Origin of the sequence: Salmonella bongori NCTC 12419 (assembly GCF_000252995.1) — a bacterium.
In the GTDB taxonomy this organism is placed as follows: domain Bacteria; phylum Pseudomonadota; class Gammaproteobacteria; order Enterobacterales; family Enterobacteriaceae; genus Salmonella; species Salmonella bongori.
The window spans coordinates 1,692,690-1,717,720 of the sequence record NC_015761.1 but is presented as its reverse complement, the minus strand read 5'-3'; the positions used below and the strand labels follow the sequence as shown (position 1 = coordinate 1,717,720).

Sequence of the window (25,031 nt, the reverse complement as noted above, 5' to 3'; positions counted from 1 at the left end):
ATATGTTGGAGTTGTTATTTCTGCTGTTGCCTGTAGCCGCTGCCTATGGGTGGTATATGGGTCGCAGAAGTGCGCAACAAACAAAACAGGATGAAGCTAACCGCCTGTCGCGCGATTATGTCGCAGGGGTTAATTTCCTGCTGAGTAACCAACAAGATAAAGCGGTGGATCTGTTCCTTGATATGCTCAAAGAGGATACTGGCACCGTTGAGGCTCATCTTACCCTCGGCAATTTGTTCCGCTCTCGCGGAGAAGTCGATCGCGCCATTCGTATTCATCAAACGTTGATGGAAAGCGCCTCGTTGACCTACGAACAGCGGTTGCTGGCCGTTCAGCAACTGGGACGCGACTATATGGCCGCCGGTTTATATGATCGCGCAGAAGATATGTTTAACCAGCTTACCGACGAAACGGAGTTTCGCGTAGGTGCATTGCAACAACTTTTGCAAATCTATCAGCTTACCAGCGACTGGCAAAAAGCGATTGAAGTGGCAGAACGATTGGTGAAGTTGGGAAAAGATAAGCAACGTATCGAAATCGCCCATTTCTACTGTGAACTCGCTTTACAGCAGATGGGAAACGACGATATGGATCGCGCGATGACGTTACTGAAAAAAGGCGCCGCTGCAGATAAAAATAGCGCCCGGGTATCGATCATGATGGGACGCGTCTATATGGCAAAAGGGGATTACGCCAAAGCGGTCGAAAGCCTGCAGCGTGTTATCGTCCAGGATAAAGAGTTGGTCAGCGAAACGCTGGAGATGTTGCAAACCTGCTATCAACAGCTCGGTAAAAATGCCGAGTGGGCGGAATTTTTACGCCGCGCCGTTGAGGAGAATACTGGTGCCGGCGCTGAGTTAATGTTGGCCGATATTCTGGAAGCGCGCGAAGGTAGTGACGCCGCCCAAATCTATATTACTCGTCAGTTACAGCGGCATCCCACCATGCGGGTCTTCCATAAGTTAATGGATTACCATCTCAATGAAGCGGAAGAAGGGCGAGCGAAAGAGAGTCTGATGGTCCTGCGCGACATGGTTGGCGAGCAGGTGCGCAGTAAGCCGCGGTATCGTTGTCAGAAATGCGGTTTTACCGCCTACACGCTGTACTGGCACTGTCCTTCCTGCCGGGCATGGTCGACGATTAAACCTATTCGCGGACTGGACGGGCAATAATATTGAAAAAAAGACTGTATTTAGTTACAACATACTTAGTGAAGAAATAGCCGAAACAACGTGAGCGCCAGCGACCTGGGCTTAGCAGGTGCTAATCGAAACTGTTAATTTTCCTGCCTCGCAGGTAGAATGCACGCCGTTTACCCAATCTGCGCCACTTCCGGTGCCCATCATCAAGAAGGTCTGGTCATGACGTTTACTGCTTCATCTTCTTCCCACGCTATTACTGATTCGCCTGTCGTTGTGGCGTTGGATTATCATGAACGCGATAAAGCCCTGGCGTTTATCGACAAAATCGATCCTTGCGATTGTCGCTTAAAGGTGGGCAAAGAGATGTTCACGTTGTTTGGTCCGCAGTTTGTCCTGGATCTTCAGCAACGTGGGTTTGATGTCTTTCTTGATCTAAAATTCCATGATATTCCCAACACAACAGCCAGAGCGGTCGCTGCAGCGGCAGACCTGGGGGTCTGGATGGTAAATGTTCATGCGTCTGGCGGGGCAAGAATGATGACCGCCGCACGCGAAGCACTGGCACCATTTGGTAAAGAGGCGCCACTGCTCATTGCAGTGACCGTGTTGACCAGTATGGAAACCAGCGATCTGCGCGATCTGGGCGTGACGTTGTCACCGGCAGAGCATGCGGAGCGGCTGGCGCGTTTGACGCAGCAATGCGGGCTGGATGGCGTGGTCTGTTCTGCCCGGGAGGCAGTGAGATTTAAACAGGTTTTTGGCACGGCATTTAAGCTGGTAACGCCCGGGATCCGGCCTGCAGGTAGCGAGGCAGGCGACCAGCGACGCATCATGACGCCTGAGCAGGCATTATCCGCGGGCGTTGATTATATGGTAATTGGTCGTCCGGTTACGCAATCGCAGAATCCGGCGCAAACGCTGAAGAATATCAACGCGTCGCTGCAACGGGAGGCAGAATGAGCGATTCGAATAGCCGTCTGGTTTATTCAACCGAGACCGGGCGTATTGAAGAACCTAAAACGGCGCCGGTTCGTCCAAAAGGGGACGGCATTGTTCGTATTCAACGTCAAACCAGTGGCCGTAAAGGCAAAGGCGTTTGTTTGATTACCGGGCTTGATATGAATGATGCGGAATTAACTACACTGGCGGCTGAGCTGAAAAAAAAGTGCGGTTGCGGTGGATCAGTAAAAGAAGGCATTATTGAAATTCAGGGCGATAAACGTGACTTGATAAAATCGCTGCTGGAGGCTAAAGGAATGAAAGTAAAATTAGCTGGCGGCTAATGAAAACGCCACGGTTGTAAATTACCGTGGCGTGAAAGTCAATTTTGTCTATTTTTGTAATGCAGACCTGAAATGAATAATCGTATTATTTGAGCTGTTCGATCTGTAAGCGTCTGGATTATTTCCCGACCTGGTGACCGATAACGCCGCCGACCGCTGCACCGCCCAGAGTACCCAACGCGCTACCGTCAGTTAACACTGCGCCGCCTAATGCCCCTGCACCAGCGCCAATAGCCGTGTTGCGATCGCGCTTAGACCAGTTAGAGCAGGCGCTCAGTGACATTGCTACGGTGATTGCCAGCACAGCAGCGGCCATTTTTTTGCTCGTCATAAACATAATACTTTCTCCTGAATTAACGATTCACGGAATTAAGCTCCCTTTAACTATAGTTAAAAATAAACCTGTTAAGGTGCTTTCCGTAAAACCTGATTGCGCAGGGGTATATCACGCAGGTGATAGTCACTTCCTGTTATTTCGCTAATAATAATTTTACGTCGTTACGCTAGTTAAAACAGGTAAATAGTCTTAATTAAGACTTCGGAAAACTCTCAGAGAGAAGATGATTTGCCATAAGGCAAATCATCAGAAATAGTTAGCCTGGTGAGTTAATGATATTGACGACCAGTCCGGCATGTTCCAGCTGCATTTGGTCGCTGGCGGAGATTCTGGAGTCCGTAATGACGCGGTGGAAACGAGAAAGTGGACCCAGCGGGTAGGGATGAACACAACCAAATTTAGAGCTGTCGGTAAGGACAATGGCTTCTGAACCTTTTTCCAGTACCGCGTTTACCACATCGGAACGCATCATATCGCGTCCGGTAAAGCCGGTATCGGCCTGCCAGCCATCAATACCGATAAATGCTTTGCTGAAATGTACCTGCTGAATAAACTGACGCGTCAGCGGTCCCACCATGCTTTCACTTTTTTTCTGGTATATCCCACCGAGAAGAATCACTTCACATGGGGTTTCTTTCAGTAGATGCGCAATATAGCTGCTCACAGTGATGATCGTGACATTTTTTTGTTCTGCCAGCGTGCGGGCCAGTAGCGCATTACTGCTGCCATTTTCAATAAAAACGGATTCTCCGGGGCTGACCAGCGAGGCGGCGAATTCCGCCAGTTGACGTTTTAACGTGTAGTTGGTCATCATACGGGTCTCTACGTCATCGCTCTCAAGCGAAACGGCGAAACCGTGGGCACGGCGTAAATAGCTCTGCTTTTCCAGGGTATTCAAATCCTGGCGGATTGTCACTTCAGATACGCCAGTAATTTTCGCCAGTTCAACGACGCTCATCTGGCCTTTATCAACCACCATTTGCAAAATTGATTGTTGTCGGGAGTTCATAGTATTAATTTTATACGTTAAAAGAAGTAAACAGACATTCAGCGAACCGGAAAAGGCTAACGTCTATCCCGGAGCAAATACTCGCGCTTAGATTTCCCAGAGTGTTCCAGGTTTTTTGGGTGACGGCTGGACAGCGTCTTTAACCTGATCTAGCAGCTCGGATTTCAATATTTCAAGGTTAGCGATGGCGGAGTGGTAATCGCCAGCAACAAGGATATCCAGCACGGTATCAATGCGTTCGGCAATACGTTGTGCCTCGATATCAGACATGTTTGTCATCCTTATGTCAGAAAAGGTTTAAATTCATGATGCAGAAATTACTCTGAAAAGAGAAGGGGAAAAATAAGGTTATGTCAGTTCGGACGCAAATAAGAGCATCGCTCTGCTCGCCGCTGGTCCGCATGGGCTACTCTCTGTGTCAGCGTCTTCATTGACGCATTTTTTTTGTCTGATAACGTTTGTACCAGCGTTCGAAAGAAGCGGCAGGCATGGGTTTAGCAAACAAAAAACCCTGTCGTTCATTGATGCCATTTTTCGTCAGGAAAGCATCTTCTTTAGCATTCTCTACCCCTTCAGCGATCACTTGTAAATTTAGCGCCTGTGCTACCGCGACAATCGCACGAACCAGCGATTGCGATAGCGACTGTTTATGAATATCTCTGACGAAGGCTTGATCAAGTTTAACGGCATCAATAGGGAAGCGGGCAAGTTGGGAAAGCGAAGAATAGCCGGTGCCGAAATCATCCAAATGAATCTGGGCGCCGAGCTGGCTGAATTGCTGTATAACCGTCAGCGCCAGCGCGTCGTTTTCAATCAGGCAGCTTTCCGTTAACTCGACATCGATCGGGCAATACTCAAAATTCAGATCGTGCAAAACCTGTTTGAGGTCGGTAAAAAGCGTCTGGTCAGCAAGTTGTCTTGCCGAAAAGTTAACGGCTACCCGTAGATTAATTCCTTTATTGCGCCATTTCGCGATCTGGCGGACAACATCCAGTATTACCCAACGGCCCAGTGGAACGATTAATCCTGACTCTTCGGCGTATGAGATAAACTCCCGAGGCGGGATGAGTCCGCGCTCCGGCGATTGCCAGCGTACCAGCGCCTCCAGACTTCGCACTTCACCACGCCAGGTAATTTTCGGCTGGTAATGGATCAGTAAATGGTCATTTTCCAGCGCTTCGCGCAGGTGCGTGTCCAGCCAGTGGTAGTCAAATACACGCTGATTCATTTCTGGTGAAAAAACGCAGAATTGGCCGCGACCGCCTTCTTTCGCGTTGTACATCGCGGTATCGGCATTACGAATAATGCTATCGCTATCCTGTCCATGCTGGGGGGCCAGCGAGATGCCAATGGTGCACCCCGTATAAACTTCAATAAGCCCTATACGAAATGGTTGCCGCAGGCGGGTAAGAATTCGTGAAGCAACTGCTTCCAGCGAACCCTGAGACGTTTGCGTGGCGAGTACAATAAATTCATCGCCGCCCAGTCTGGCCAGCAGTTGATCCTCTTCCAGACAGCTTAGAAGCGCCAGCGAAACGGCTTGTAAGAGCTGATCGCCAAACATATGGCCATACGCATCATTGATTTTTTTGAAGTTATCCAGGTCAAGATAAACGATACCGACTTGTGATTCACCCGCCGAGGCAATAGCATTATTAATAAATTCATGGATGGCATTGCGATTGGGAAGGCCGGTGACGGTATCCGTATTGGCCAATATACGTAACCGTTCCTGAGTTCGTCTCTCTTCGGTGATATCCGTACCTGCACAGATCAAGAAAATTTCATTTTTCCCACTACCGCTATGAACGAATTTATTGCGAAATAAAAACAAGCGTTGGCCTTTGCGGGTTTTAATCCAGCGCTCGATTTCATAGGCGTTGCCATTGTGAAAAAAATCATTGTGGTAACGCCGTGAGGCGGCAGCTTCTCGTCGACTCATAAATAATGTAAAGACACTTTGGCCGATCACATCCTGCTCTTTTAAGCCGGTATACTCCTCACATAACCGATTAAACCGGCAAATTTTTCCCCGGTTATTCAGTATCACAATGAGCGAACTGGCCTCTGAAACAATTTGTTCGGCAAAAGAGAGTTCTTGTACCTGCGTTAGTGGGACTGCGGGCGTATCAGCCCAGGCTGAGAGGCTGCCGGCCCATTCTCGTTTGTTAATTCTGCGGCCTACCAGATGCAGTGAGATAGCCTGTTTTTCTGGCGGCAAGGTCAGCAGCAGGCTGGAGGTCATCGCCGTCATTTCCCGGATGCGTTCGGCTTGTTCCGGGGATAAATGAATGGTTTGTTCTGCGTTCTTTTCTCCAGTCAGGGACAGATGCAATACATTGCATTCAGCTGACAGACGCCAGTAGGTATGAAGGGGATTTAGCGCCGTTTGTTCCTGAACATCTTTCATCATGAATACCATCCCATTGAAGCGCCTGTTGCCTGCTAAGAAAGGTTAGCCACGTTATTTACAAGGTTAATGATGGCTGAACGTATTGTTTTATTTACATATTCATATGTAATCCAGATTCTGGAAAAAGCATAGTCGCCAGCGAAAAATAACAACACATGGAGCGTCTGTATAAGATTAAACGCAGATCGTAATGGAAGGGAGAGGAAAAAAGGCCTTCGCTGAAAAGGCAAAGGCCATTGGGGTCGTCAGGTGTTGTTACGCTACTGGTCGGGCAATAATACTGCGTGTTTCCATGCGGACTTCCGCAATGGTGACATCAATAACATCTGTCACTTTATAAACCGTTTCGCCTTTAATCTGTACCGTACCGTTTTCCTGGCTACATACCAGCTCATCGCGAACGGCATGTAAGAATGGGGCAGGGATAAAAGCGATAGCACCATTATCGACCAGTCGCACGCGCATACCGCCACGGCTGACATCAATAATTTCTGCTGCAAAACGCGTGTCCGTACCTGCTTTATCGTTAAGGAAACGCGCATATAACCAGTCGCCGACATCACGCTCCGCCATACGGTTCAGGCGGCGGCGTTCCGTCATCTGTACGGTAATGTCTTCCTGTGGACGAGCAATAGTCTCACCCTTGATGACTGCTTTCAGCAGACGATGGTTAATCATATCGCCATACTTACGGATAGGAGAGGTCCAGGTAGCGTAAGCTTCGAGGCCGAGGCCGAAATGCGGCCCTGGCTCGGTACTGATTTCCGCAAAAGACTGGAAGCGGCGAATACGGCTATCCAGGAAACCGGAAGGTTGTGCATCCAGTTCGCGACGCAGCTTACAGAAACCTTCCAGCGTCAGTACTTCTTCGGCATCGACATGCAAACCGTGGGTCTTCAACAGTGCTGCCAGAGCGTCGGCATTGGCAGGATCAAAGCCAGTATGCACGTTATAAATACCGAAACCGAGCTTATCGCGCAGCACGCGCGCAGCACAAAGGTTGGCCGCGATCATTGACTCTTCTACGATACGGTTGGCGATACGTCGCGGTTCCGCCACAATATCCAGGACTTCGCCTTTTTCACCCAACACAAAGCGGTAATCCGGACGGTCTTTGAATACCAGCGCATGATGATGGCGCCACTCACCGCGGCTCAGGCAAATCCGGTACAACAGACGGATTTGCTGGGCAATGCCTTCATTATCCGGCTGCCAGGTTCCACTATTTTCCAGCCAGTCAGAGACATTGTCATATGCCAGTTTGGCTTTCGATTCGATCGTCGCTGCAAAAAAGGTGATGTCATCGTCGATGGAGCCGTCCGCGGCGATGATCATGCGGCAGGCGAGCGCCGGACGCGATTCATTGGCGCGCAGTGAGCACAAATCGTCAGATAACTCGCGCGGCAGCATAGGAATGTTAAAGCCCGGCAAGTAGTTGGTGAAAGCGCGAATTTTCGCAGCATTATCCAGTTTACTGCCCTCGGCAATCCATGCGGTAGGATCGGCGATAGCTACCGTAAGCTGGAGCCTGCCATCCGCTAACTCCTCGGCATAAAGCGCATCATCCATATCTTCGGTGCTGGCGCTATCGATAGTCACGAAATTTAGCGCAGTTAAATCCTGACGCTCCAGCCCTTCGTCAAGTATCTCAGTCGCTACGCCGTTTGGCGCTTCTTTTTCCAGATTATGCCGTGCAAGCGTAACCCACCAGGGCACAAAATGATCGTCGGCAAAGGTGATGAACTGCGTTAAATCGGCGTAGAATGAGCGGTCGCCTTTAAGCGGATGACGACGCATTTCGGCAACTGCCCAGTCACCTTCTTTGAATTCATGCTGAACGCCGCGCGCGGCGCGGCAGGGAATCGCGTCTTTCAGCAACGGATGATCCGGCACAATGGACAGACGATCATTTTTACCCTGAACTTTTCCCACAAAACGGGTCAGAAACGGTTCGATCAGTGCTTCCGGTTCGGCTGACTCACGTTCTTTTTCCGTGTGGATCACCGCGACGATACGATCGCCATGCATCACTTTTTTCATCTGCGGCGGAGGAATGAAATAGCTTTTTTGCGCATCAACCTCCAGGAAGCCAAAGCCTTTTTCTGTGGCTTTTACGACCCCTTCCGCGCGCGGCGTCTGGGAATGCAGTTGCTGTTTAAGCTGCGCTAGCAGCGGGTTGTCCTGAAACATATTCGTCTATTTTCGTAGCCAAAAGAGCGGCTGACAGTTTTACGCGATTCTGCCTGGCGCGGCAAGCGCTCTTTCAGTCATGACGCGGTTAATGTGTTTCGCCCAACGCGATTTTTAAACGATTTAACCATCCGCACATACCGCACCAGCCTAACATCGTAATAGCCTGCTCCGATGAGGTTCCCATATCGAGTAGCGGGGAAACGTGTGCGGCGCTAAAACGGTCGGGCGCCCTGGTGAGCCATTGTATCGCCTGCGTCAACACGGGCTCAACTGAATGTTGCTGCGCTTCACTCGCTTCCTGGCGTAAGGCGGCACTCCATGTTGCAGACTGGTGAGCCTGTTCATTAAAACAGGCGACGCTACCGTTAATACGTGATGTGAGCAGCGTGATAAGCAACAGCCGGGAGGGGGAAGAAAGCGTGCGTAATATGCCTGTGAGTATGCGTTCGAGCAACGCCAGCGAGGAGGGATCGTGTATGAGTACCGGCGCCAGCATTTGAATTTGCGGATGTGAATAGTGTTGCCTGTTTTCGGCATCCGGGGAAGGGGGCGTAAACAGGCTGGCGGCGGGCCGCCACGCCGCCTGCGGATTTTGAAATAGCGCCGCTCCGGCAAGGGGCTGCGCCTCCTGACCGGGCATCCGCCGCACGGGCTGACGGCAAAAAGCCTGGAAAATCGCCGCTATCCGCGCCTGAAAACCGATAAAACCAATAATCTGATTGATGAGAATGATATCCCTGGCAGTTAATCCTACCTCTTCAAGTTGTTCACGGGCTTGCGTAGTAATAACGAATGGGGAGCCGGCAAGTTGACGGGCATATTGCGTAATTTGCGCCAGTCGTTGATTACTCTCTCTTGAGGCATCAGGGCCAGGCAGTGGTGCCAGGCGGGCGGCATAGTATCGGCATAGACGCTGCACCCCAAAAACCTGCGCGGCGGTCAGCGCTGTACTCATACGTTCATAGACACTAAACGTATGAAGCCGATCGTTGATAACCGCGTGAGGAAATAAAATATCCGCCAGCTGGCGTGCCGGAAGTAACCATGACTGGAAAGGGGACAATGCGATTTCAGATACGGCTAAATCCAGTAAAAAACGGTCGTTAACAGACGCGGCTTCCGGTATCAGTGGAGAAACGGTTTGTGACGACAGACTGGATTGTGTTTCATGATACCAGTGGCTCTTTCCCGCTTGTTGGCGTTGTTCCATAGGCTTTCCCGAAGGTGAGATGTCAATCGATAATCGTCAGGCGTGTATCGTTTATGCTGCATTATCCTGGCGTATGCGGGAAAGTGATGAAAGATTGTTACGTGATAACAAATAGCATAACGCTATATAAGCGGGGCGAGGAGAAGATGAGGCAGAGAAAGGGGGCGGCACAGTAGTCGTGCCGCCCGCCAGGAAAGTTTATATGCTTATTTCAGTTCCAGTTCATTCATTGCGGCAATGCTGAACCCGCCGTCAACGTGAACGACTTCGCCAGAAATCCCCGCAGAAAGATCGGAACAAAGGAATGCTGCTGAATTACCCACATCTTCAATGGTAACGGTACGGCGAATTGGCGTAACCGCTTCACAATGCGCCAGCATCTTACGGAAATCTTTAATACCGGATGCTGCCAGCGTACGGATGGGGCCCGCAGAAATGGCATTGACGCGAACGCCTTCCGGTCCCATTGCATTCGCCATATAACGCACGTTAGCTTCCAGAGAGGCTTTTGCCAGGCCCATAACGTTGTAGTTCGGGATGGCGCGTTCCGCCCCCAGGTAAGACAATGTCAACAACGCAGAGCCCGGATTCAGCATGGTGCGGCAGGCTTTTGCCATAGCAACAAAGCTGTAAGAACTAATATCATGAGCGATTTTAAAGCCTTCACGGGTCACCGCATTAACATAATCGCCGTCCAACTGGTCGCCAGGCGCGAAACCAATCGAGTGTACAAAACCGTCGAATTTCGGCCAGACGTTACCCAGTTCAGCAAACATGGCGTCAATGCTGGAATCTTCAGCGACGTCACACTGTAAAACGATGCTGGAGCCCAGTTGGGCAGCAAATTCTTCCACGCGGCCTTTCAGTTTGTCGTTCTGGTAGGTAAATGCCAGCTCAGCTCCTTCGCGGTGCATCGCCTGTGCGATACCGTAGGCGATGGACAGTTTGCTGGCCACGCCAGTGACCAGAATGCGCTTACCGGAAAGAAAACCCATAGCTTTAATCCTTATAGTCATTACTTATTTTTTGCTTTTAAAATCAACGATTAAAAGCAACGCTTCAATATTATTCGCAATTAGCGTGAAATTATATCCCACTCCCGGCCCTTTGTGTCACGCTATTTTTCCACTGTTTCCTGTAAAGCGCACTCTAAACCAGAGCATGACGTCACCCAAAACAGGAGGTATGTAACGTTACAGTATACCAACTGGTGTAAGGTTCGCCTTATACAATCTGAGGCGCCATGATGTGCGGTAAGGCCGGTACAGACCCCATTTCACACAAAAGTGCTTCCCACCACGGGAAATAACTGCAACGCTCGAAACATGTATATCCTTGATGAAAACAAGCTGAGGCTGGGGAAGCAGAGAGCACGAATCCAATTAATATAAGCGCTTTGATTTTCATAATAACCTCGATAAAACAATCCGGAGAACACCGGCATAGTTATAGTTAAATATTTTTACCCACACATGACGAAGGGATGAATTATTGTGGTTGTTGATTCATAATTTCTGCTGGTTATGTTATGTTGCTTTTTGCCAATATTCGCGATAGATAGAAAATTAAATTTACATGCTGTAAAGTTTTTTGCTTATAGCAAGCAATATATGGACTTTTTTTGAAGGTTTTTTTACGGAGAACAGTTATTATTTTTATTGATAATGTATGCGTCATGTTTTAATACCAGACAATTATCTCTATGGAGAGAATGTGATAATTAATACAGTAAATATTGTTGGTGTCGTGGTGTGATGACGGTTCCGGGGCACAGTTCAGCCTGGTGGAATTTTATATTAACGTTTAGTTTACCGGCTTTCAGATAAAGATATGCTCAAACCCATTAGCACCAGTGATAATACCAGACCATCTGACATCGCCAGTTCGTCTAAAGACATTCGTCATGCGCAGACTTCATTATCATCGGATATTCAGCGTGCCAGGAATGACAGTAGGGAGCTTCTTACTGTAACGGAAGAGAGCACAGCGACTGGCATTTCTGGCGGCGCGATGTCGAAACGTCCTTTCGACACTATATTTTGTGGGATCAGTAACGAAGAGCGCAAGCAGGTCTGCGGCCGGCTTTTTGGCAAACAAATCCTTGCGCATATTCATGAGAATTGTCAGCGTAATGCCGCCGCTATTCATGAAAAAGCGCTACAGCGAGTCACCCGGGAGTGTGACGTGAGAAGCGATAATGTAGCCTTGCTTAAAAATATGGTCGCTATTTTGCAAAATGCCCGACTGACGATTAATTTTAATGCTTCAAAGGTCGACTTTATCTCTCTTTTAAAACACCAACACTATTTGAACACGTATGCAATAGGAAGTCGCCCGGGAGATTTACCTGCTTATAATGTTGGGCGTGACGCCATCGAGACGAAAGCATTTGAATTAGAGAAGCTTACTGATACACCTTATGCGACGTATGGCAATACAGGCGGTTTTACTCCCTCGTTTAAACCAGCGAACCGGGATTTCAGCCCGGAAAGTCGGCCTGTTTATGCTGCACTTGATTTTCTGAAAGGACCGAATGGCGGCGCCAGTAGTTATGGTATGTCATTTTTTGAGCTAAATGACAACGTAAAAATAAACTGCACCTTTTCTCCCTTTGATATATATGGCCACAGGTTTGGTCTGGATTCCCGTAAACTTTCCACTTACTGGCATATGGAGAATCTTATCTCCGTATGCCAAAGCGATTTTTTTGGTTATAATTGTTTTAAAAGCTTAGTTAAAATGGCCAACGGTGAAAGCGTTATTCCGCATCCTAATTATGGGAAAGGCTATGAAGGAAATTACATCGAAGCACATATTCATGGCGAAGTGTGTATATTTAGAGATATAAAACATGTTTATATTTCCCTCCAGGAAAGTCCTTATCCGCTGGTTAAAATGCAAGAATATGCCCGGACAATAAACGAAGCGCTTAACCGAAATTGTATTATCCTCTATTGAGATCGCTGAAAGCGTGTGCTTATTTTCCTGAAGAGTACTATAAAGATGATATTGTGAAAAAATATAATGGATTCAATAGATTATAAGTAATTTGTAAGCCTGTAAGCGACACGCTATCTGTCATCCGAGCGACTTTCTGCATTTCGCTCAGCGAGCCTGAACCATCCTGCTGCAAATGTGTACGCGTAAATGTAAAATCCACCTTGCTTTACGCTCCTGTCCATACAATCTCAAACCGTATTAATTGTCGGCACAAACATAGCATTTCTTTTCCGGAAAGATGCTTTAGTTTGCTTTTCTGTTTGTATCAAGAGGAGAACATTCTTAAAACAAAAAGTGCACAAGTTATCAGTTAGTTAATGTATATTGTTTTTATCGATCATTTTTTATATATTGATCGTTTTTATTGATTAATTTGCGTTAAAAGCGGATTATCAATGAGTTAAGATCAAATGGAGTGGTCACATGCGCTATTTTTTCATTGCAGAACCGATAAGGGGAATGGCAGGGGAGTTACTGGGCGTCGAAATCATTGCCCGTTTTGCATCGTCGGTTGTTCGCCCGCTACACCCGGACTTTGTGATCTCGTCCTGGGACAGTGTACAGAAACGCCATTTTCTGCTTGACCAACTGCAGGCTATCGCCAGCAAACGTTGTTGGTTTATACGCCATGGTCTGTTTTGTACCATTAATATCGATCGGGACATGGCGCAATTCGCCCTTCAGGACAAGGAAATTCGCACTTTACTGCATAACTTGCTGTTTGTGGGACTACAGGTCGCTGAACGCTTTTCATGTCATGATACTGCCTCGATCGAGCCCTTGATATATGCGCTTCATGAACAACCTAACCCGTTATGGTTGGGTAATCTTGGTGCGGGGGAAGCAAGCGTCGCCTCCCTGGTCTGGGGGGGGTTTAGTGGCGTAAAACTGGATCGCGGCTTTTTCGTCTCGCAAAGTGAAAAATCGACGTTTCCGTTGCTTGTCAAACATATCCGGCATTATTGCGACACGCTCGTCGTGGACGGTGTGGAAAACGCACGTTATTTATCGGAATTAAAAGCGGCAGGAGTTCAGGCACTCCAGGGAACGTTGTTTCCTGGAGTGGTGTTAGAAGAGATTGATTCGTTGCTGTTTACAGCCAGGCGCGTGAATCCTCTCAGAGAGACGATCTGAGGGCTATTTGCTGGGTTAACGATCTTTTCGCCATGCGTCAGCGGTAAGCGCCTCGCCAAAATGGCCCGCGATTAAACGACGGGTTAGTTCATGAAGCGGAGAAGCAAGCACGTCTGCGGTGCTGCCGCGCTCAACCACTTCCCCTTGATGCATCACTAATACCTGATCGCTAATATGTTTCATCATGCCGATATGCTGTGTAACGTAGATATAGGAGATGCCTTGTTTTTCCTGCAATTCAAGCATCAGGTTAATGAGTTGCGAACGCATGGACATATCAAGCGACGCTAACGCTTCATCCGCGATAATAACCTTAGGACGCAGAATCAGCGCACGGGCCAGCCCCAGACGCTGTTTTTGTCCTGGGGCCAGCATATGGGGGTAATAGCTAACGTGATCAGGTAACAGCCCAACCATACGCATCGTCTCGATAATCTGTTTACGCCGTTGCTCTGGTTCCAGAACGGTATTAAGACGAAGCGGGAAGTCAAGGATTTGCGAGATGCGCTGACGTGGGTTCAGCGAGGTCGACGGATCCTGAAAAATCATACGGATACGCTGGCTTCGAAACGAATAGTCACCGTAATGTAGAGGATGATCGTCAATAAGAAGTTCGCCGCTACTGGGTTCAATCATGCCAGCCAGCATTTTGGCCAGCGTGGATTTGCCAGAACCGTTTTCGCCGATAATGGCGAGGGTCTGACGCTCACGGAGCGTAAAGCTCAGGGGTTTTACCGCGTCCACAGTCTGGCGACGAAACCATCCTGTCCGGTAGCGAAAGGTTTTACTCAGGTTGCGGACTTCAAGCAGAGTTTCTACCACGTCACTCTCTCTCCATGTTTAACGGAAAATGACAGGCATAGAGATGATTTTTCGCGCCGGTTAAGCGTGGCGTGATGATACATTCTCGTTGTGCGTAAGGGCAGCGGGGCCCCAGACGACACCCTATCGGTAACTGCTCCAGGAGTGGGATCGCGCCCGGCAGCGTATTCAGACGACTTTTATGTGGCATCGCGCTGCCAAAATCCGGAATCGCGCGAATAAGTGCCTGTGTATAGGGGTGATGTGGCGTTGTCACCAAATCTTTACTTGGCGCCGTTTCTACCGTCTGGCCGCAGTATAATACGTTGATTCTGTCAGCCCATTGACTCAGCATTTGCAGATCGTGGCTAATCAACAGAATGGTAGTGTTGCTGTTTTGATTCAGCCGGGTCAGCAGGCGAAAAATTTGCGCCTGTGTCGTAGGTTCCATTGAGTTGGTGGGCTCATCAGCAATCAACAGCCGTGGCTGATTCGCCAGCGCGATAGCAATCATGACTTTCTGACATTCGCCATCAGTCAATTCATAGGGAAAACTGCGCATCGCATCTTTATGATCTTTAATCCCCACTCGGTGCAATAACTCAATCGCGCGCCGTTTACGCCAGCCTAAACGTTGCCACCAGCGACCTTTATAAGTCCAGGCCGGGATATTCTGCATTAACTGGCGGCCCACACGTTCGGAAGGATCAAGACAAGACTGCGGCTCCTGGAAAATCATCGACACGTTATGTCCGACCAGCTTACGTCGTTCGCGAGAGGAGAGGCGTAGTAGATCAATATCATCAAAACGCATGCGGTCAGCGGTAACGCGCCAGTTGTCTTTCGCAACGCCGCAAATAGCTTTCGCTATCAGGCTCTTCCCGGAACCCGATTCTCCCACCAGGCCGCGGATTTCGCCTTCGCTTAACGTCATGCTGACACGATCGACCGCTTTTACCCAGCCTTCGCTGGTTTTAAATTCAATAGTGAGATTGCGGATATCAAGTAACGGCATTATTCCACTCCCGCAATAATCGCGCGACGAATTCCGTCACCAAGCAGGTTCACCAGCAAGACACTCAGCGTTATCGCAGCGCCCGGCAGCATAACGGTCCACGGTGCGACATAGATGAGCTCCAGCGCATCACCCAGCATGGCACCCCATTCAGGAGAGGGAAGCTGCGCACCGAGATCTAAAAATCCCAGCGCGGCAATATCCAGAATCGCCATCGACAGCGCGCGGGTAATTTCGGTGACCAGGCCGGCAGTAATATTCGGTAAAATGGCGAACCACAGAATATTCAAAGTTGTCGCGCCATCCAGACGCGCGGCGATGACATACTCTTTTTCCAGCTCGTCGTGCACCATGCTATACACTGAACGCACCATCCGCGGCAGTAGCGCCAGCCAGACGGCAAACATGGCATGTGACAGATGCGGCCCGGCAAATGCCACGACGATAATCGCCAGCAATAACGAGGGGATAGAGAGCAGCGTGTCCAGAATGTGGTTGAGTACGGCAGAGCGCAAACCGTGCGTTGCGCCTGCCACTACACCGAGGGCTAATCCACATACTGTCGCCGCCAGCGTCACGATGAACGCGCCGCCAACCGTGGGCGCTGCGCCGCTTAACAGGCGGCTCAGCACATCGCGTCCCAGATCGTCAGTACCCAGAAAAAAGGAAACTTCGCCATAGCGTGACCAGGAGGGCGGCAGCAGTTGATAGCCGAGAAATTGCTGATCGATACCATAAGGTGCGATCCAGCCGCCAAAAATGCACAGCAACGCCAGACCGGCGCACCCATACAGGCCCACCATCGCAGGCGCATCGCTATAAAATTTGCGCCAGACGGTACGCAGAGCGCCAGGCGGGCGCTTTTCGCTGTATACGCTATCGTAAGGCATACCATTCCTTATGCTTCAGAGGGTTAGCCATAGCACCCAAAATATCGGAAATCACGTTGATCACAATAACCAGCGATCCAATGACCATCACGCCGGCGGAAATAGCGGCATAGTCCTGCTGACGAATGGCGTTAATTAACCATCGCCCCAGCCCAGGCCAGCTGAAGACCATTTCGGTGATCATCGCCAGCGTCAGCATGGTTGAAAATTGCAGACCAAGACGGGGAATGACCGGCGGCAACGCATTATGTAATACGTGACGGCGTAAAATCGTAAAACGCGATAAGCCACGTGTGGCTGCCGCTTTAACATAGTTCTGATCGTAGACCTCAATAGTGCTGATCCGCATCAGACGAATCACTTCCGTCGTCGGGGCGACGGAAAGCGTCAATACCGGTAATACCATGTGTCGTAAAGCGCTTATCACCATTTCATCGCGCCACGGCGAATCTGAAATCCAGGCATCAATAATGGCGAAACCGGTAATCGGCTTCACTTCATAAAGCAGGTCAAATCGCCCGGATACTGGCAGCCATCCCAGAGTGAGTGAAAAGAACAGGGTAAGCAGAAGCGCCAGCCAGAAAACGGGAATTGAGAACCCTAATAGCGCCAGTGCGCTGATAAAGCGATCCGGCCATTTGCTCCGCGTTACGCCAGCCAGCATTCCGACAGGAATGCCCACCATTAACGCAAAGCCAAAGGCAAGAATGCACAGCTCCATGGTGGCGGGAAACACCTCTTTGAGCTGTTCGGAAATCAGCTGGCCATTAATGCTGGACACGCCAAAGTCCCAGTGCAACAGACCGTTAAACCAGAAAACCCATGCATTCCACAGTGATGCGCCCTGTAGCGGTGCGTGCGGCGTAAAATAACTCAGGCTAAAGCCAATAAAAGTCAGAAAGAATAGCGTCACCAGCAAGAGCAATAATCGGCGCAGGGTGAAGATAATCATGGTTTTTTCACCTCTTCGTGGTTTTCGCGGGAGACGCCGGCAAAAGATGCATTGCCGAACGGACTCAACACCAGCCCTTTAATATCGTAGCGGTAAGCCTGTAAGCGTAATGATGACGCCAGCGGTAATATCGGCAGTTCTTTTGCCAGAATATGCTGTGCTTCGTCATAGGCTTCAATGCGCGAAGCCAACTGCTGCGACGAAAGCGCCTTACGCAAAACGCTGTCAAATTCAGGGTTACACCAGTGGGCAAAATTGGTTTGCGAATTGATGGCCGCACAACTTAACAACGGCCGGAAAAAACTATCCGGATCGTTACTGTCCGTCGCCCAGCCGGATAAGGTCAGATCGTGATTCATATCCATCAGGCGCGCTTCCTGAAAGCGCCCTTCAACGGGTACTATGACCACTTTTACGCCTATCTGCGCCATGTCCGCCTGAATAAGCTCCGCTGTTTTCAGCGGACTTGGGTTCCAGGCCTGAGAACTGGTCGGCACCCACAGATGCAGTGTGAGATCTTCAATGCCCAGCGCTTTTAGCTGTTCGCGCGCTTTTGCCGGATTGTACTCCGTAATTTTGGCATCGTTGTCATACGCCCAGGACGCGCGCGGTAGAATGGAGGCTGCGGTTTCTGCCGTACCGTAATAAATTGACTGCATCAGACGCTGGTTATTAATCGACAATGCCAGCGCATGGCGCACCGCAGGATTGTTTAATGGTGGTTTATCGGTGTTAAAGGCCAGATAGGCGATATTCATCCCTGGACGTAGCGTTAGACGCAAACGCGGATCGTCGCGTAAAATGGTCAGTTGGCTGGCGGCGGGCCAGGCCAGGACGTCACATTCGCCGGTCAGTAATTTCGATAATCGTCCCGTACCGCCGGAGCCCAAATCCACGACCACTTGCGGCATCAGCGGCTTGCCGCGCCAGAAATCATCGTGACGCTGCAGACGAATAAACTGCCCGGCGCGGTACTCTGAAAGCTGGAAAGGCCCGGTGCCGACCGGTTGGCGATCAAGCAGTTCCTGGCGATCTTTTTTGGTAAGCTGTGCGGCGTACTCGGCAGACATTACAGAGGCGTAGTGCGTCGCCAGATGCCATAAAAAGGAGGCGTCGGGCTGGGTCAGGCGAAACTCAACAGTGTTATCGTCCAGCTTGCGCACGCTTTTTACATTATCGGCGAACTGGAGGCTGTCAAAGTAGGGGAAGCTGCTGCCGTTGATGTTATGCCACGGATGCTGACGATCGAAAATTCGCTGAAAGGTAAATACCACATCATCTGCATTGAGTTTTCGGGTCGGCGTAAACCAGGCGGTTTTTTGAAAAGCGACGTTGTGGCGCAGATGAAAACGGTACGTTGCCCCGTTATCCAGTACTTCCCAGCTTTCTGCCAGCTCGGGTACTAAACGATAAGTATAAGGATCAACATCCAGCAGGCGGTCATAGAGCTGGGCGGCAAGGGTGTCGACGATCAGGCCGCTGCTCGCTTTTTGCGGATTAAAAGTGTTGACCTGCCCGCTAACACAATACACAAAGCCGCTATCGCGAATATCTGCACGCGCAGTTTGTTCAGGCGCAGTCGCAGCCGTAGCTTGACTCAGTAGACCAGCCATCACAATCAGAGACGATAAAACCAGGCGCATAATAGTTAAGTTTTTTAAGTTCAATTTGTAAAGTGTATCGCACTTCGGCCCGCCACGTAAAAATGTCGGTAGATAACTGGCGTAAATGTCGTCAATTAGCAGGAGAAATCACGGGATCTGATGTTTTTTAAGCAATGCGCGTAACTGATGGTAGGTTAATCCCAGTAAGTCGGCGGCTCTTTTTTGGTTAAATTTTGCCTGCTGTAAGCTATGTTGTAGCAGCGCTTTTTCCTGTTGCCGTTGAAACTCACGTAGCCTGAGCGGTAGAGCAGGTGTTGTGGCTGGCGTGGAGGGGACGGGGACTGGCGGTTCAGCGGGATGGCGTTGAAAAGGATCGATAATAATTTCATCCAAAGGATGTTCGCTGCTGCTGTGGCGATACACTGAACGCTCAACCACGTTTTTCAGCTCGCGGATATTACCCGGCCAGGCATAATGCAACAGTGTTTCTTTTGCCCGATCGGTAAAGCCGGGAAATAAAGGCAGATGCAGCTCACGGCACATCTGAATCGCAAAATGCCCGGCCATTAACATAATATCGCTTTGGCGTTCGCGTAGCGGCGGCAGCTGCACGACATCAAATGCCAGTCTGTCAAGCAGATCGGCGCGAAATGTTCCTGCCTTGACCATGGCGGGCAGATCGGCATTGGTGGCGCATACCAATCGCACATTAACCTGTAACGGCTGGCTGCCGCCGACACGCTCCAGTTCGCCGTATTCAATCACCCGCAATAGCTTTTCCTGTACCAGCATCGGCGCAGTCGCCAGTTCGTCCAGAAACAGCGTACCGCCATCAGCGCGTTCAAAACGCCCGGGATGGCGTTTTTGCGCCCCGGTAAAGGCGCCGGCCTCATGTCCAAACAGCTCGGAGTCAAGCAGGTTTTCATTTAGCGCCGCGCAGTTAAGCGAAATAAGTGGCCCCTGCCAGCGTGATGAGAGATAGTGCAGGCGGTTAGCGATAAGCTCTTTCCCCGTCCCGCGTTCACCAATAATCAGAACAGGTTTATCCAGCGGCGCAAGCCGGGAGACTTGTTCCAGTACCTCAAGAAAACGGTTTGCCTCGCCGAGCAGGTTATCTTTAAATTCAGCCATGATGAAAAACGCCACTTGTTAGTGTTTCTCACCACTTTATCCTTTTTTACTCACAAGGTAAAACGATACAATTCATTAATTATCAATAATATAAAAAGTTGGCACGTAAATTGTATTAATCATGTGGCAGGGCATCGCCCGATACCAGAACATTATGTGAGGAATGAATTATGGGTATTTTTTCTCGTTTTGCCGACATCGTGAACGCCAACATCAATGCGTTGCTGGAAAAGGCAGAAGATCCGCAGAAGCTGGTGCGCCTGATGATTCAGGAGATGGAAGATACGCTGGTTGAGGTTCGCTCGAATTCCGCGCGTGCGCTGGCAGAAAAGAAACAGTTGTCCCGTCGTATTGAACAGGCTACGGCTCAGCAGACCGAGTGGCAGGAAAAAGCAGAGCTGGCTCTGCGCAAAGATAAAGATGATTTGGCGCGCGCCGCATTGATTGAAAAACAAAAGCTGACCGATTTAATTGCTACGCTTGAACAGGAAGTTACGCTGGTGGATGACACGCTGGTGCGCATGAAGAAGGAGATTGGCGAGCTGGAAAATAAACTCAGCGAAACGCGTGCCCGCCAGCAGGCGCTGATGTTGCGTCATCAGGCGGCAAGTTCTTCTCGCGATGTTCGTCGTCAGCTTGACAGCGGTAAACTGGACGAAGCGATGGCGCGATTTGAATCTTTTGAACGTCGTATCGATCAAATGGAAGCGGAAGCGGAAAGCCATCATTTTGGCAAGCAAAAATCGCTGGATCAACAATTTACCGACCTGAAAGCCGATGATGAAATCAGTGAGCAACTGGCCCAGTTGAAAGCCAAAATGAAGCAGGATAATCAATAACGACAATGGCGGCGCTGGTACGCGCCGCCGCTCATCAGCTTTAGGTGTAAGGAGAACGCATGAGCGCGCTATTTCTGGCCATCCCGTTAACTATTTTTGTGTTGTTTGTCTTACCGATTTGGCTGTGGCTGCATTACAGCAACCGCGGCGGTCGGGGAGAACTGTCGCAAAGCGAGCAGCAACGCTTACTGCAGCTCACAGACGACGCGCAACGTATGCGTGAGCGCATTCAGGCGCTGGAAGACATTCTTGATGCAGAGCATCCGAACTGGAGAGAGCGCTAATGGGTGGAATCAATCTGAATAAAAAACTATGGCGTATTCCGCAGAAGGGTATGGTGCGGGGCGTTTGCGCCGGGATCGCTGACTATCTTGATGTACCGGTGAAACTGGTTCGCATTCTGGTTGTGTTGTCGATTTTCTTTGGCCTGGCATTTTTTACCCTGGTGGTCTATATCATTCTTTCTTTTGTACTGGACCCCATGCCGGATAATCTGGCGACGGGTGAATCGCAGCCGACAAGCGGCGAATTGCTGGATGTCGTAGACAGAGAGCTTGCCGCAGGTGAAAAGCGTCTGCGAGAAATGGAACGGTACGTTACGTCAGATACGTTCACATTGCGTAGCCGTTTCCGTCAACTGTAAGTCATATCGGGAAGGTAAAGATGAATACTCGCTGGCAACGCGCCGGGCAGAAGGTGAAGCCCGGTATCAAAATAGCAGGTAAGCTGGTTCTGTTGACCGCGCTACGCTACGGGCCTGCCGGTGTGGCAGGATGGGCAGTAAAATCCGTCGCCCGTCGTCCGCTAAAAATGTTGCTGGCGTTGGCACTGGAGCCGTTATTGAATCGGGCCGCCGCTAAAATAGCAAAACGTTACAAGGGAAATCGTACCTGATTACCAGAAATGGTATTAAACGTAACAGTTAGATCACAAATCCATTTTTAATTTGCGGCAGCTCACAAATATGATTTTTGGGCTGCCAAAATTCTTTTATAGCGGCTTTTCGCCGCATTATCCAGATTGACAGCTTATTTTTCGCGGAGTAGTCTTTTGTTTCGTGGGACCGCTACCATGAGAAACGAAAGTGAATCAGAAAATCGAGAAATACCTGTCAAAAATCTATGGAAACACATTTACGCCACAACATTGTAAGGCGCTTAACTCACGCATCGAAAAATCGCGTTTATTAATTTCAAAAAAACGTAAAGCACACTGGGATGAAAGGGATGTTGTGCTTATTACTTACGCCGATCAATTTCACAGCGACACATCAAAACCATTGCCGACATTTAATCAATTTCATCGGCGATGGCTGGCGACTATTTTTTCTCACCTTCATCTTTTACCTTTTTATCCGTGGTCTTCGGATGATGGTTTTTCAGTTATTGATTATCATCAGGTTGCGCCTGAGACGGGCGAGTGGGGTGATCTCAACGCGCTTAGCCAGACTAACCAACTGATGTTTGACTTTGTTTGTAATCATATGTCGGCCAGAAGTGAATGGTTCGACAATTATTTACAACAGACGCCGGGCTTTGAAAATTTTTTTATTGCTATAGACCCATTAACCGACCTTAGCGCAGTAACCCGGCCACGTGCCTTGCCATTGCTCACGCCATTTACCCTGAAGGATAATTCTGTTCGTCATCTATGGACGACCTTCAGTGAGGACCAGATTGATCTCAATTATCGGTGCCCGGAAGTTTTACTGGCGATGGTCGATGTACTACTGACTTATATAGAGAAGGGAGCTGATTATATTCGTCTGGACGCGGTGGGATTTATGTGGAAAGCACCAGGAACTTCATGTATCCATCTTCCCCAAACGCATCTGCTGGTTAAGCTCTTTCGCGCTATTACTGATGAGGTCGCGCCAGGGGTGGTTATTATCACTGAGACCAATGTTCCGCATAAAGATAATATTGCGTACCTGGGTAATGGTGAGGATGAGGCGCATATGGTCTATCAATTTTCGCTACCGCCACTGGTATTACATGCTGTTCACGGCCAGGATGTGTCTGCGTTGTGCTCCTGGGCACAATCCCTGCAGCTTCCTTCAGAAAATACGACCTGGTTCAATTTTCTGGCATCTCATGACGGCATTGGGCTTAATCCATTACGCGGTCTTCTACCGGAAGAAGAGATACTGGACCTGGTAGAGCATTTACAGCAAGAAGGCGCATTAGTTAACTGGAAAAATAACCCGGACGGTAGTCGAAGTCCTTATGAAATAAACGTGACATATCTGGATGCGCTTAGTCATCGTGAAAGTACTGATGACCAGCGTCTTTCCAGGTTTATTCTGGCTCATGCCATTTTACTCTCTTTTCCAGGCGTGCCAGCGATATATATACAAAGTATTCTGGGCTCCCGTAATGATTATGATGGTGTGGAAAAGTCAGGATATAACCGGGCGATTAACAGAAAAAAATATCTTCGAGAAAAAATTGAAGCCGAATTAATGGATGACAGTACATTAAGATATCGTGTCTATTATGCCTTATCCAGACTTATCACGATTCGTCGAAACAGTAAAGCATTTCATCCGGAAAGCACGTTTTCTATTAAAAAAATATCACCATGCATTATGCAAATCGAGAGAATAGCAAAGACAGGGGAATGCGTGGTCGCTTTATTTAACGTAAGCGATAATATAAATAGTGTTAATGGTGAACCATTTCACGGTACTGATTTAATTAGTGAGGCGAATCTCTCTGGCGAGATATTAATGCTACGTCCCTGGCAGGTTTTGTGGATTAAAAAATAACAAGGAACATTTTATGCTCAAAACTAAAATTGTGCTGTTATCAGCACTGGTTTCCTGCACCCTGATTTCAGGGTGTAATGATGAGAAAAAAACAAATGTCTCCATTGAGTTTATGCACTCTTCGGTAGAACAAGAGCGTCAGGCTGTTATTAGCCAGCTTATTACCCGCTTTGAAAAAGCAAACCCTGGTATTACCGTCAAACAAGTTCCGGTTGAAGAAGACGCCTATAACACAAAAGTCATCACGCTGGCGCGAAGCGGCTCGCTACCGGAGGTGATTGAGACCAGCCATGATTACGCCAAAGTGATGGATAAAGAACAACTGATTGATCGTAACGCCGTTGCAAATGTTATTCAGCATCTGGGGGAAAATACCTTTTATGACGGCGTACTGCGTATTGTACGTACTGAAGATGGCGCTGCGTGGACAGGCGTCCCGGTCAGTGCCTGGATTGGCGGCATTTGGTATCGCAAAGATATTCTGGCGAAAGCCGGGCTGGAAGAACCAAAAAACTGGCAGCAATTATTGACTGTGGCGCAAAAACTCAATGATCCCGCCAATAAGAAATACGGTATTGCGTTACCCACAGCAGAAAGTGTGCTGACAGAACAGGCCTTCTCACAGTTTGCTTTATCCAACCAGGCCAATGTTTTTAACGCAGAAGGAAAAATTACGCTTGATACGCCAGAAATGTCCCAGGCGCTGGAATATTACCGTTCGTTGGCGGAAAACACTATGCCCGGCTCGAACGACATTATGGAAGTCAAAGATGCCTTTATGAACGGTACCGCACCGATGGCGGTTTACTCTACTTATATCCTTCCGGCGGTCATTAAAGAGGGCGATCCGCAGAATATAGGCTTCGTTGTCCCTACCGAAAAAACGTCCGCCGTTTACGGCATGTTGACGTCGCTGACAATCACCACGGGACAGAAACATGAAGAGACGGAGGCTGCCGAAAAGTTCATCGCTTTTATGGAGCAGGCGGACAACATTGCAGACTGGGTGATGATGTCGCCGGGTGCAGCGCTGCCTGTGAATAAAGCCGTGGTGAATACGGCAATCTGGAAGGAAAACGCGGTAATTAAGGCGCTGGGAGACTTGCCTTACCAGTTGATTGCTGAGCTGCCCAATATCCAGGTATTTGGTGCAGTAGGAAATAAGAACTTTACTCGTATGGGGGATGTCACCGGATCGGGCGTGGTGAGCTCAATGGTGCATAACGTTACGGTAGGTAAGGCCAGTTTGTCTTCGACGGTCAAGGAAAGCCAGAAAAAACTGGATGCCCTTGTTGAACAACGCTAACACGG

General features: G+C 49.2%; 23 protein-coding genes and 1 pseudogene. 11 read left to right on the top strand and 13 right to left on the bottom strand.

Annotated elements, in window-relative coordinates:
• The first annotated feature begins 2 nt into the window (after positions 1-2).
• The 3 genes from lapB (at position 3) to yciH (ending at position 2,425) form a co-directional block, all read left to right on the top strand.
• The gene (gene lapB / locus SBG_RS08060; protein ID WP_000891384.1) at positions 3-1,172 is read left to right on the top strand and encodes a lipopolysaccharide assembly protein LapB; all 1,170 of its coding nucleotides are present in this window, start codon (positions 3-5) and stop codon (positions 1,170-1,172) included.
• A gap of 189 nt (positions 1,173-1,361) precedes the next feature.
• On the top strand, positions 1,362-2,102 hold the full coding sequence (pyrF, locus tag SBG_RS08055; protein WP_015702901.1) for an orotidine-5'-phosphate decarboxylase: 741 nt from the start codon (positions 1,362-1,364) through the stop codon (positions 2,100-2,102).
• Entirely contained in the window at positions 2,099-2,425 is a 327-nt protein-coding gene (yciH, locus tag SBG_RS08050; protein ID WP_001285197.1) for a stress response translation initiation inhibitor YciH, read from the top strand. Before pyrF ends, yciH begins: the two co-directional genes overlap by 4 nt.
• A gap of 118 nt (positions 2,426-2,543) precedes the next feature.
• Here yciH and osmB read toward each other — a convergent pair whose 3' ends face one another.
• From osmB to fabI, 7 genes and pseudogenes are all read right to left on the bottom strand, one after another.
• Positions 2,544-2,762 (bottom strand): osmotically-inducible lipoprotein OsmB, encoded by a 219-nt coding sequence (osmB, locus tag SBG_RS08045; RefSeq protein ID WP_000481165.1) that lies wholly within the window; start codon positions 2,760-2,762, stop codon positions 2,544-2,546.
• A 256-nt stretch (positions 2,763-3,018) separates the two neighbouring features.
• On the bottom strand, positions 3,019-3,771 hold the full coding sequence (gene yciT / locus SBG_RS08040) for a DNA-binding transcriptional regulator YciT (protein WP_001088598.1): 753 nt from the start codon (positions 3,769-3,771) through the stop codon (positions 3,019-3,021).
• A gap of 87 nt (positions 3,772-3,858) precedes the next feature.
• A complete protein-coding gene (locus tag SBG_RS08035) occupies positions 3,859-4,041 on the bottom strand; it encodes a YciZ family protein (protein ID WP_001279857.1) in 183 nt (60 codons plus the stop codon).
• A 157-nt stretch (positions 4,042-4,198) separates the two neighbouring features.
• Positions 4,199-6,184 carry a cyclic di-GMP phosphodiesterase gene (gene pdeR / locus SBG_RS08030; protein ID WP_015702899.1) on the bottom strand — a complete coding sequence of 662 codons (1,986 nt, stop codon included), beginning with the start codon at positions 6,182-6,184 and terminating at the stop codon, positions 4,199-4,201.
• A gap of 255 nt (positions 6,185-6,439) precedes the next feature.
• A complete protein-coding gene (locus SBG_RS08025; RefSeq protein WP_000485035.1) occupies positions 6,440-8,374 on the bottom strand; it encodes an exoribonuclease II in 1,935 nt (644 codons plus the stop codon).
• 244 nt (positions 8,375-8,618) lie between these two features.
• Positions 8,619-9,587 (bottom strand): annotated as a pseudogene (locus tag SBG_RS08020) (carboxymuconolactone decarboxylase family protein); the annotation flags it as partial.
• Positions 9,588-9,793: 206 nt separating this feature from the next.
• The gene (gene fabI, locus SBG_RS08015) at positions 9,794-10,582 is read right to left on the bottom strand and encodes an enoyl-ACP reductase FabI (RefSeq protein WP_000506508.1); all 789 of its coding nucleotides are present in this window, start codon (positions 10,580-10,582) and stop codon (positions 9,794-9,796) included.
• Between the two features lie 835 nt (positions 10,583-11,417).
• Between fabI and SBG_RS08010 the strand changes: the two genes are divergently transcribed.
• Together SBG_RS08010 and SBG_RS08005 are read left to right on the top strand one after the other, a co-directional pair.
• A complete protein-coding gene (locus tag SBG_RS08010; protein WP_015702898.1) occupies positions 11,418-12,545 on the top strand; it encodes a DUF3626 domain-containing protein in 1,128 nt (375 codons plus the stop codon).
• Between the two features lie 465 nt (positions 12,546-13,010).
• Positions 13,011-13,721 (top strand): EAL domain-containing protein, encoded by a 711-nt coding sequence (locus SBG_RS08005; RefSeq protein ID WP_001268391.1) that lies wholly within the window; start codon positions 13,011-13,013, stop codon positions 13,719-13,721.
• A gap of 15 nt (positions 13,722-13,736) precedes the next feature.
• Here the strand turns inward: SBG_RS08005 and sapF are convergent, their stop codons facing one another.
• From sapF to pspF, 6 genes are all read right to left on the bottom strand, one after another.
• Positions 13,737-14,543, bottom strand: a complete 807-nt coding sequence (gene sapF, locus SBG_RS08000; protein ID WP_000230458.1) for a peptide ABC transporter ATP-binding protein SapF — start codon at positions 14,541-14,543, stop codon at positions 13,737-13,739.
• 1 nt (position 14,544) lies between these two features.
• Positions 14,545-15,537, bottom strand: coding sequence for a peptide ABC transporter ATP-binding protein SapD (gene sapD / locus SBG_RS07995; protein ID WP_001128870.1), 993 nt, complete (start codon positions 15,535-15,537; stop codon positions 14,545-14,547).
• Positions 15,537-16,427: a peptide ABC transporter permease SapC gene (sapC, locus tag SBG_RS07990; RefSeq protein ID WP_001146140.1), complete on the bottom strand. Its 891-nt coding sequence runs from the start codon at positions 16,425-16,427 to the stop codon at positions 15,537-15,539. Before sapC ends, sapD begins: the two co-directional genes overlap by 1 nt.
• Positions 16,414-17,379 carry a peptide ABC transporter permease SapB gene (gene sapB / locus SBG_RS07985; RefSeq protein WP_000583295.1) on the bottom strand — a complete coding sequence of 322 codons (966 nt, stop codon included), beginning with the start codon at positions 17,377-17,379 and terminating at the stop codon, positions 16,414-16,416. Before sapB ends, sapC begins: the two co-directional genes overlap by 14 nt.
• Complete coding sequence (gene sapA / locus SBG_RS07980; RefSeq protein ID WP_001241633.1) at positions 17,376-19,022, bottom strand: peptide ABC transporter substrate-binding protein SapA; 1,647 nt, start codon at positions 19,020-19,022, stop codon at positions 17,376-17,378. The genes sapB and sapA overlap by 4 nt, the downstream gene beginning before the upstream one ends.
• Before the next feature lie 108 nt (positions 19,023-19,130).
• Positions 19,131-20,114, bottom strand: coding sequence for a phage shock protein operon transcriptional activator (gene pspF / locus SBG_RS07975; protein ID WP_015702897.1), 984 nt, complete (start codon positions 20,112-20,114; stop codon positions 19,131-19,133).
• 170 nt (positions 20,115-20,284) lie between these two features.
• Here pspF and pspA point away from each other — a divergent pair, with 170 nt between their 5' ends.
• From pspA to SBG_RS07945, 6 genes are all read left to right on the top strand, one after another.
• Positions 20,285-20,953, top strand: coding sequence for a phage shock protein PspA (gene pspA / locus SBG_RS07970; protein ID WP_000511002.1), 669 nt, complete (start codon positions 20,285-20,287; stop codon positions 20,951-20,953).
• A 59-nt stretch (positions 20,954-21,012) separates the two neighbouring features.
• Positions 21,013-21,237, top strand: a complete 225-nt coding sequence (gene pspB / locus SBG_RS07965) for an envelope stress response membrane protein PspB (RefSeq protein ID WP_001274954.1) — start codon at positions 21,013-21,015, stop codon at positions 21,235-21,237.
• The gene (pspC, locus tag SBG_RS07960) at positions 21,237-21,596 is read left to right on the top strand and encodes an envelope stress response membrane protein PspC (protein WP_000508935.1); all 360 of its coding nucleotides are present in this window, start codon (positions 21,237-21,239) and stop codon (positions 21,594-21,596) included. The genes pspB and pspC overlap by 1 nt, the downstream gene beginning before the upstream one ends.
• A gap of 20 nt (positions 21,597-21,616) precedes the next feature.
• Positions 21,617-21,847 (top strand): phage shock protein PspD, encoded by a 231-nt coding sequence (gene pspD, locus SBG_RS07955; RefSeq protein ID WP_001097609.1) that lies wholly within the window; start codon positions 21,617-21,619, stop codon positions 21,845-21,847.
• Positions 21,848-22,037: 190 nt separating this feature from the next.
• Positions 22,038-23,720 carry a sugar phosphorylase gene (locus SBG_RS07950; RefSeq protein WP_001072136.1) on the top strand — a complete coding sequence of 561 codons (1,683 nt, stop codon included), beginning with the start codon at positions 22,038-22,040 and terminating at the stop codon, positions 23,718-23,720.
• Between the two features lie 13 nt (positions 23,721-23,733).
• Positions 23,734-25,026, top strand: coding sequence for an ABC transporter substrate-binding protein (locus tag SBG_RS07945; protein ID WP_000920904.1), 1,293 nt, complete (start codon positions 23,734-23,736; stop codon positions 25,024-25,026).
• Positions 25,027-25,031: the final 5 nt, after the last annotated feature.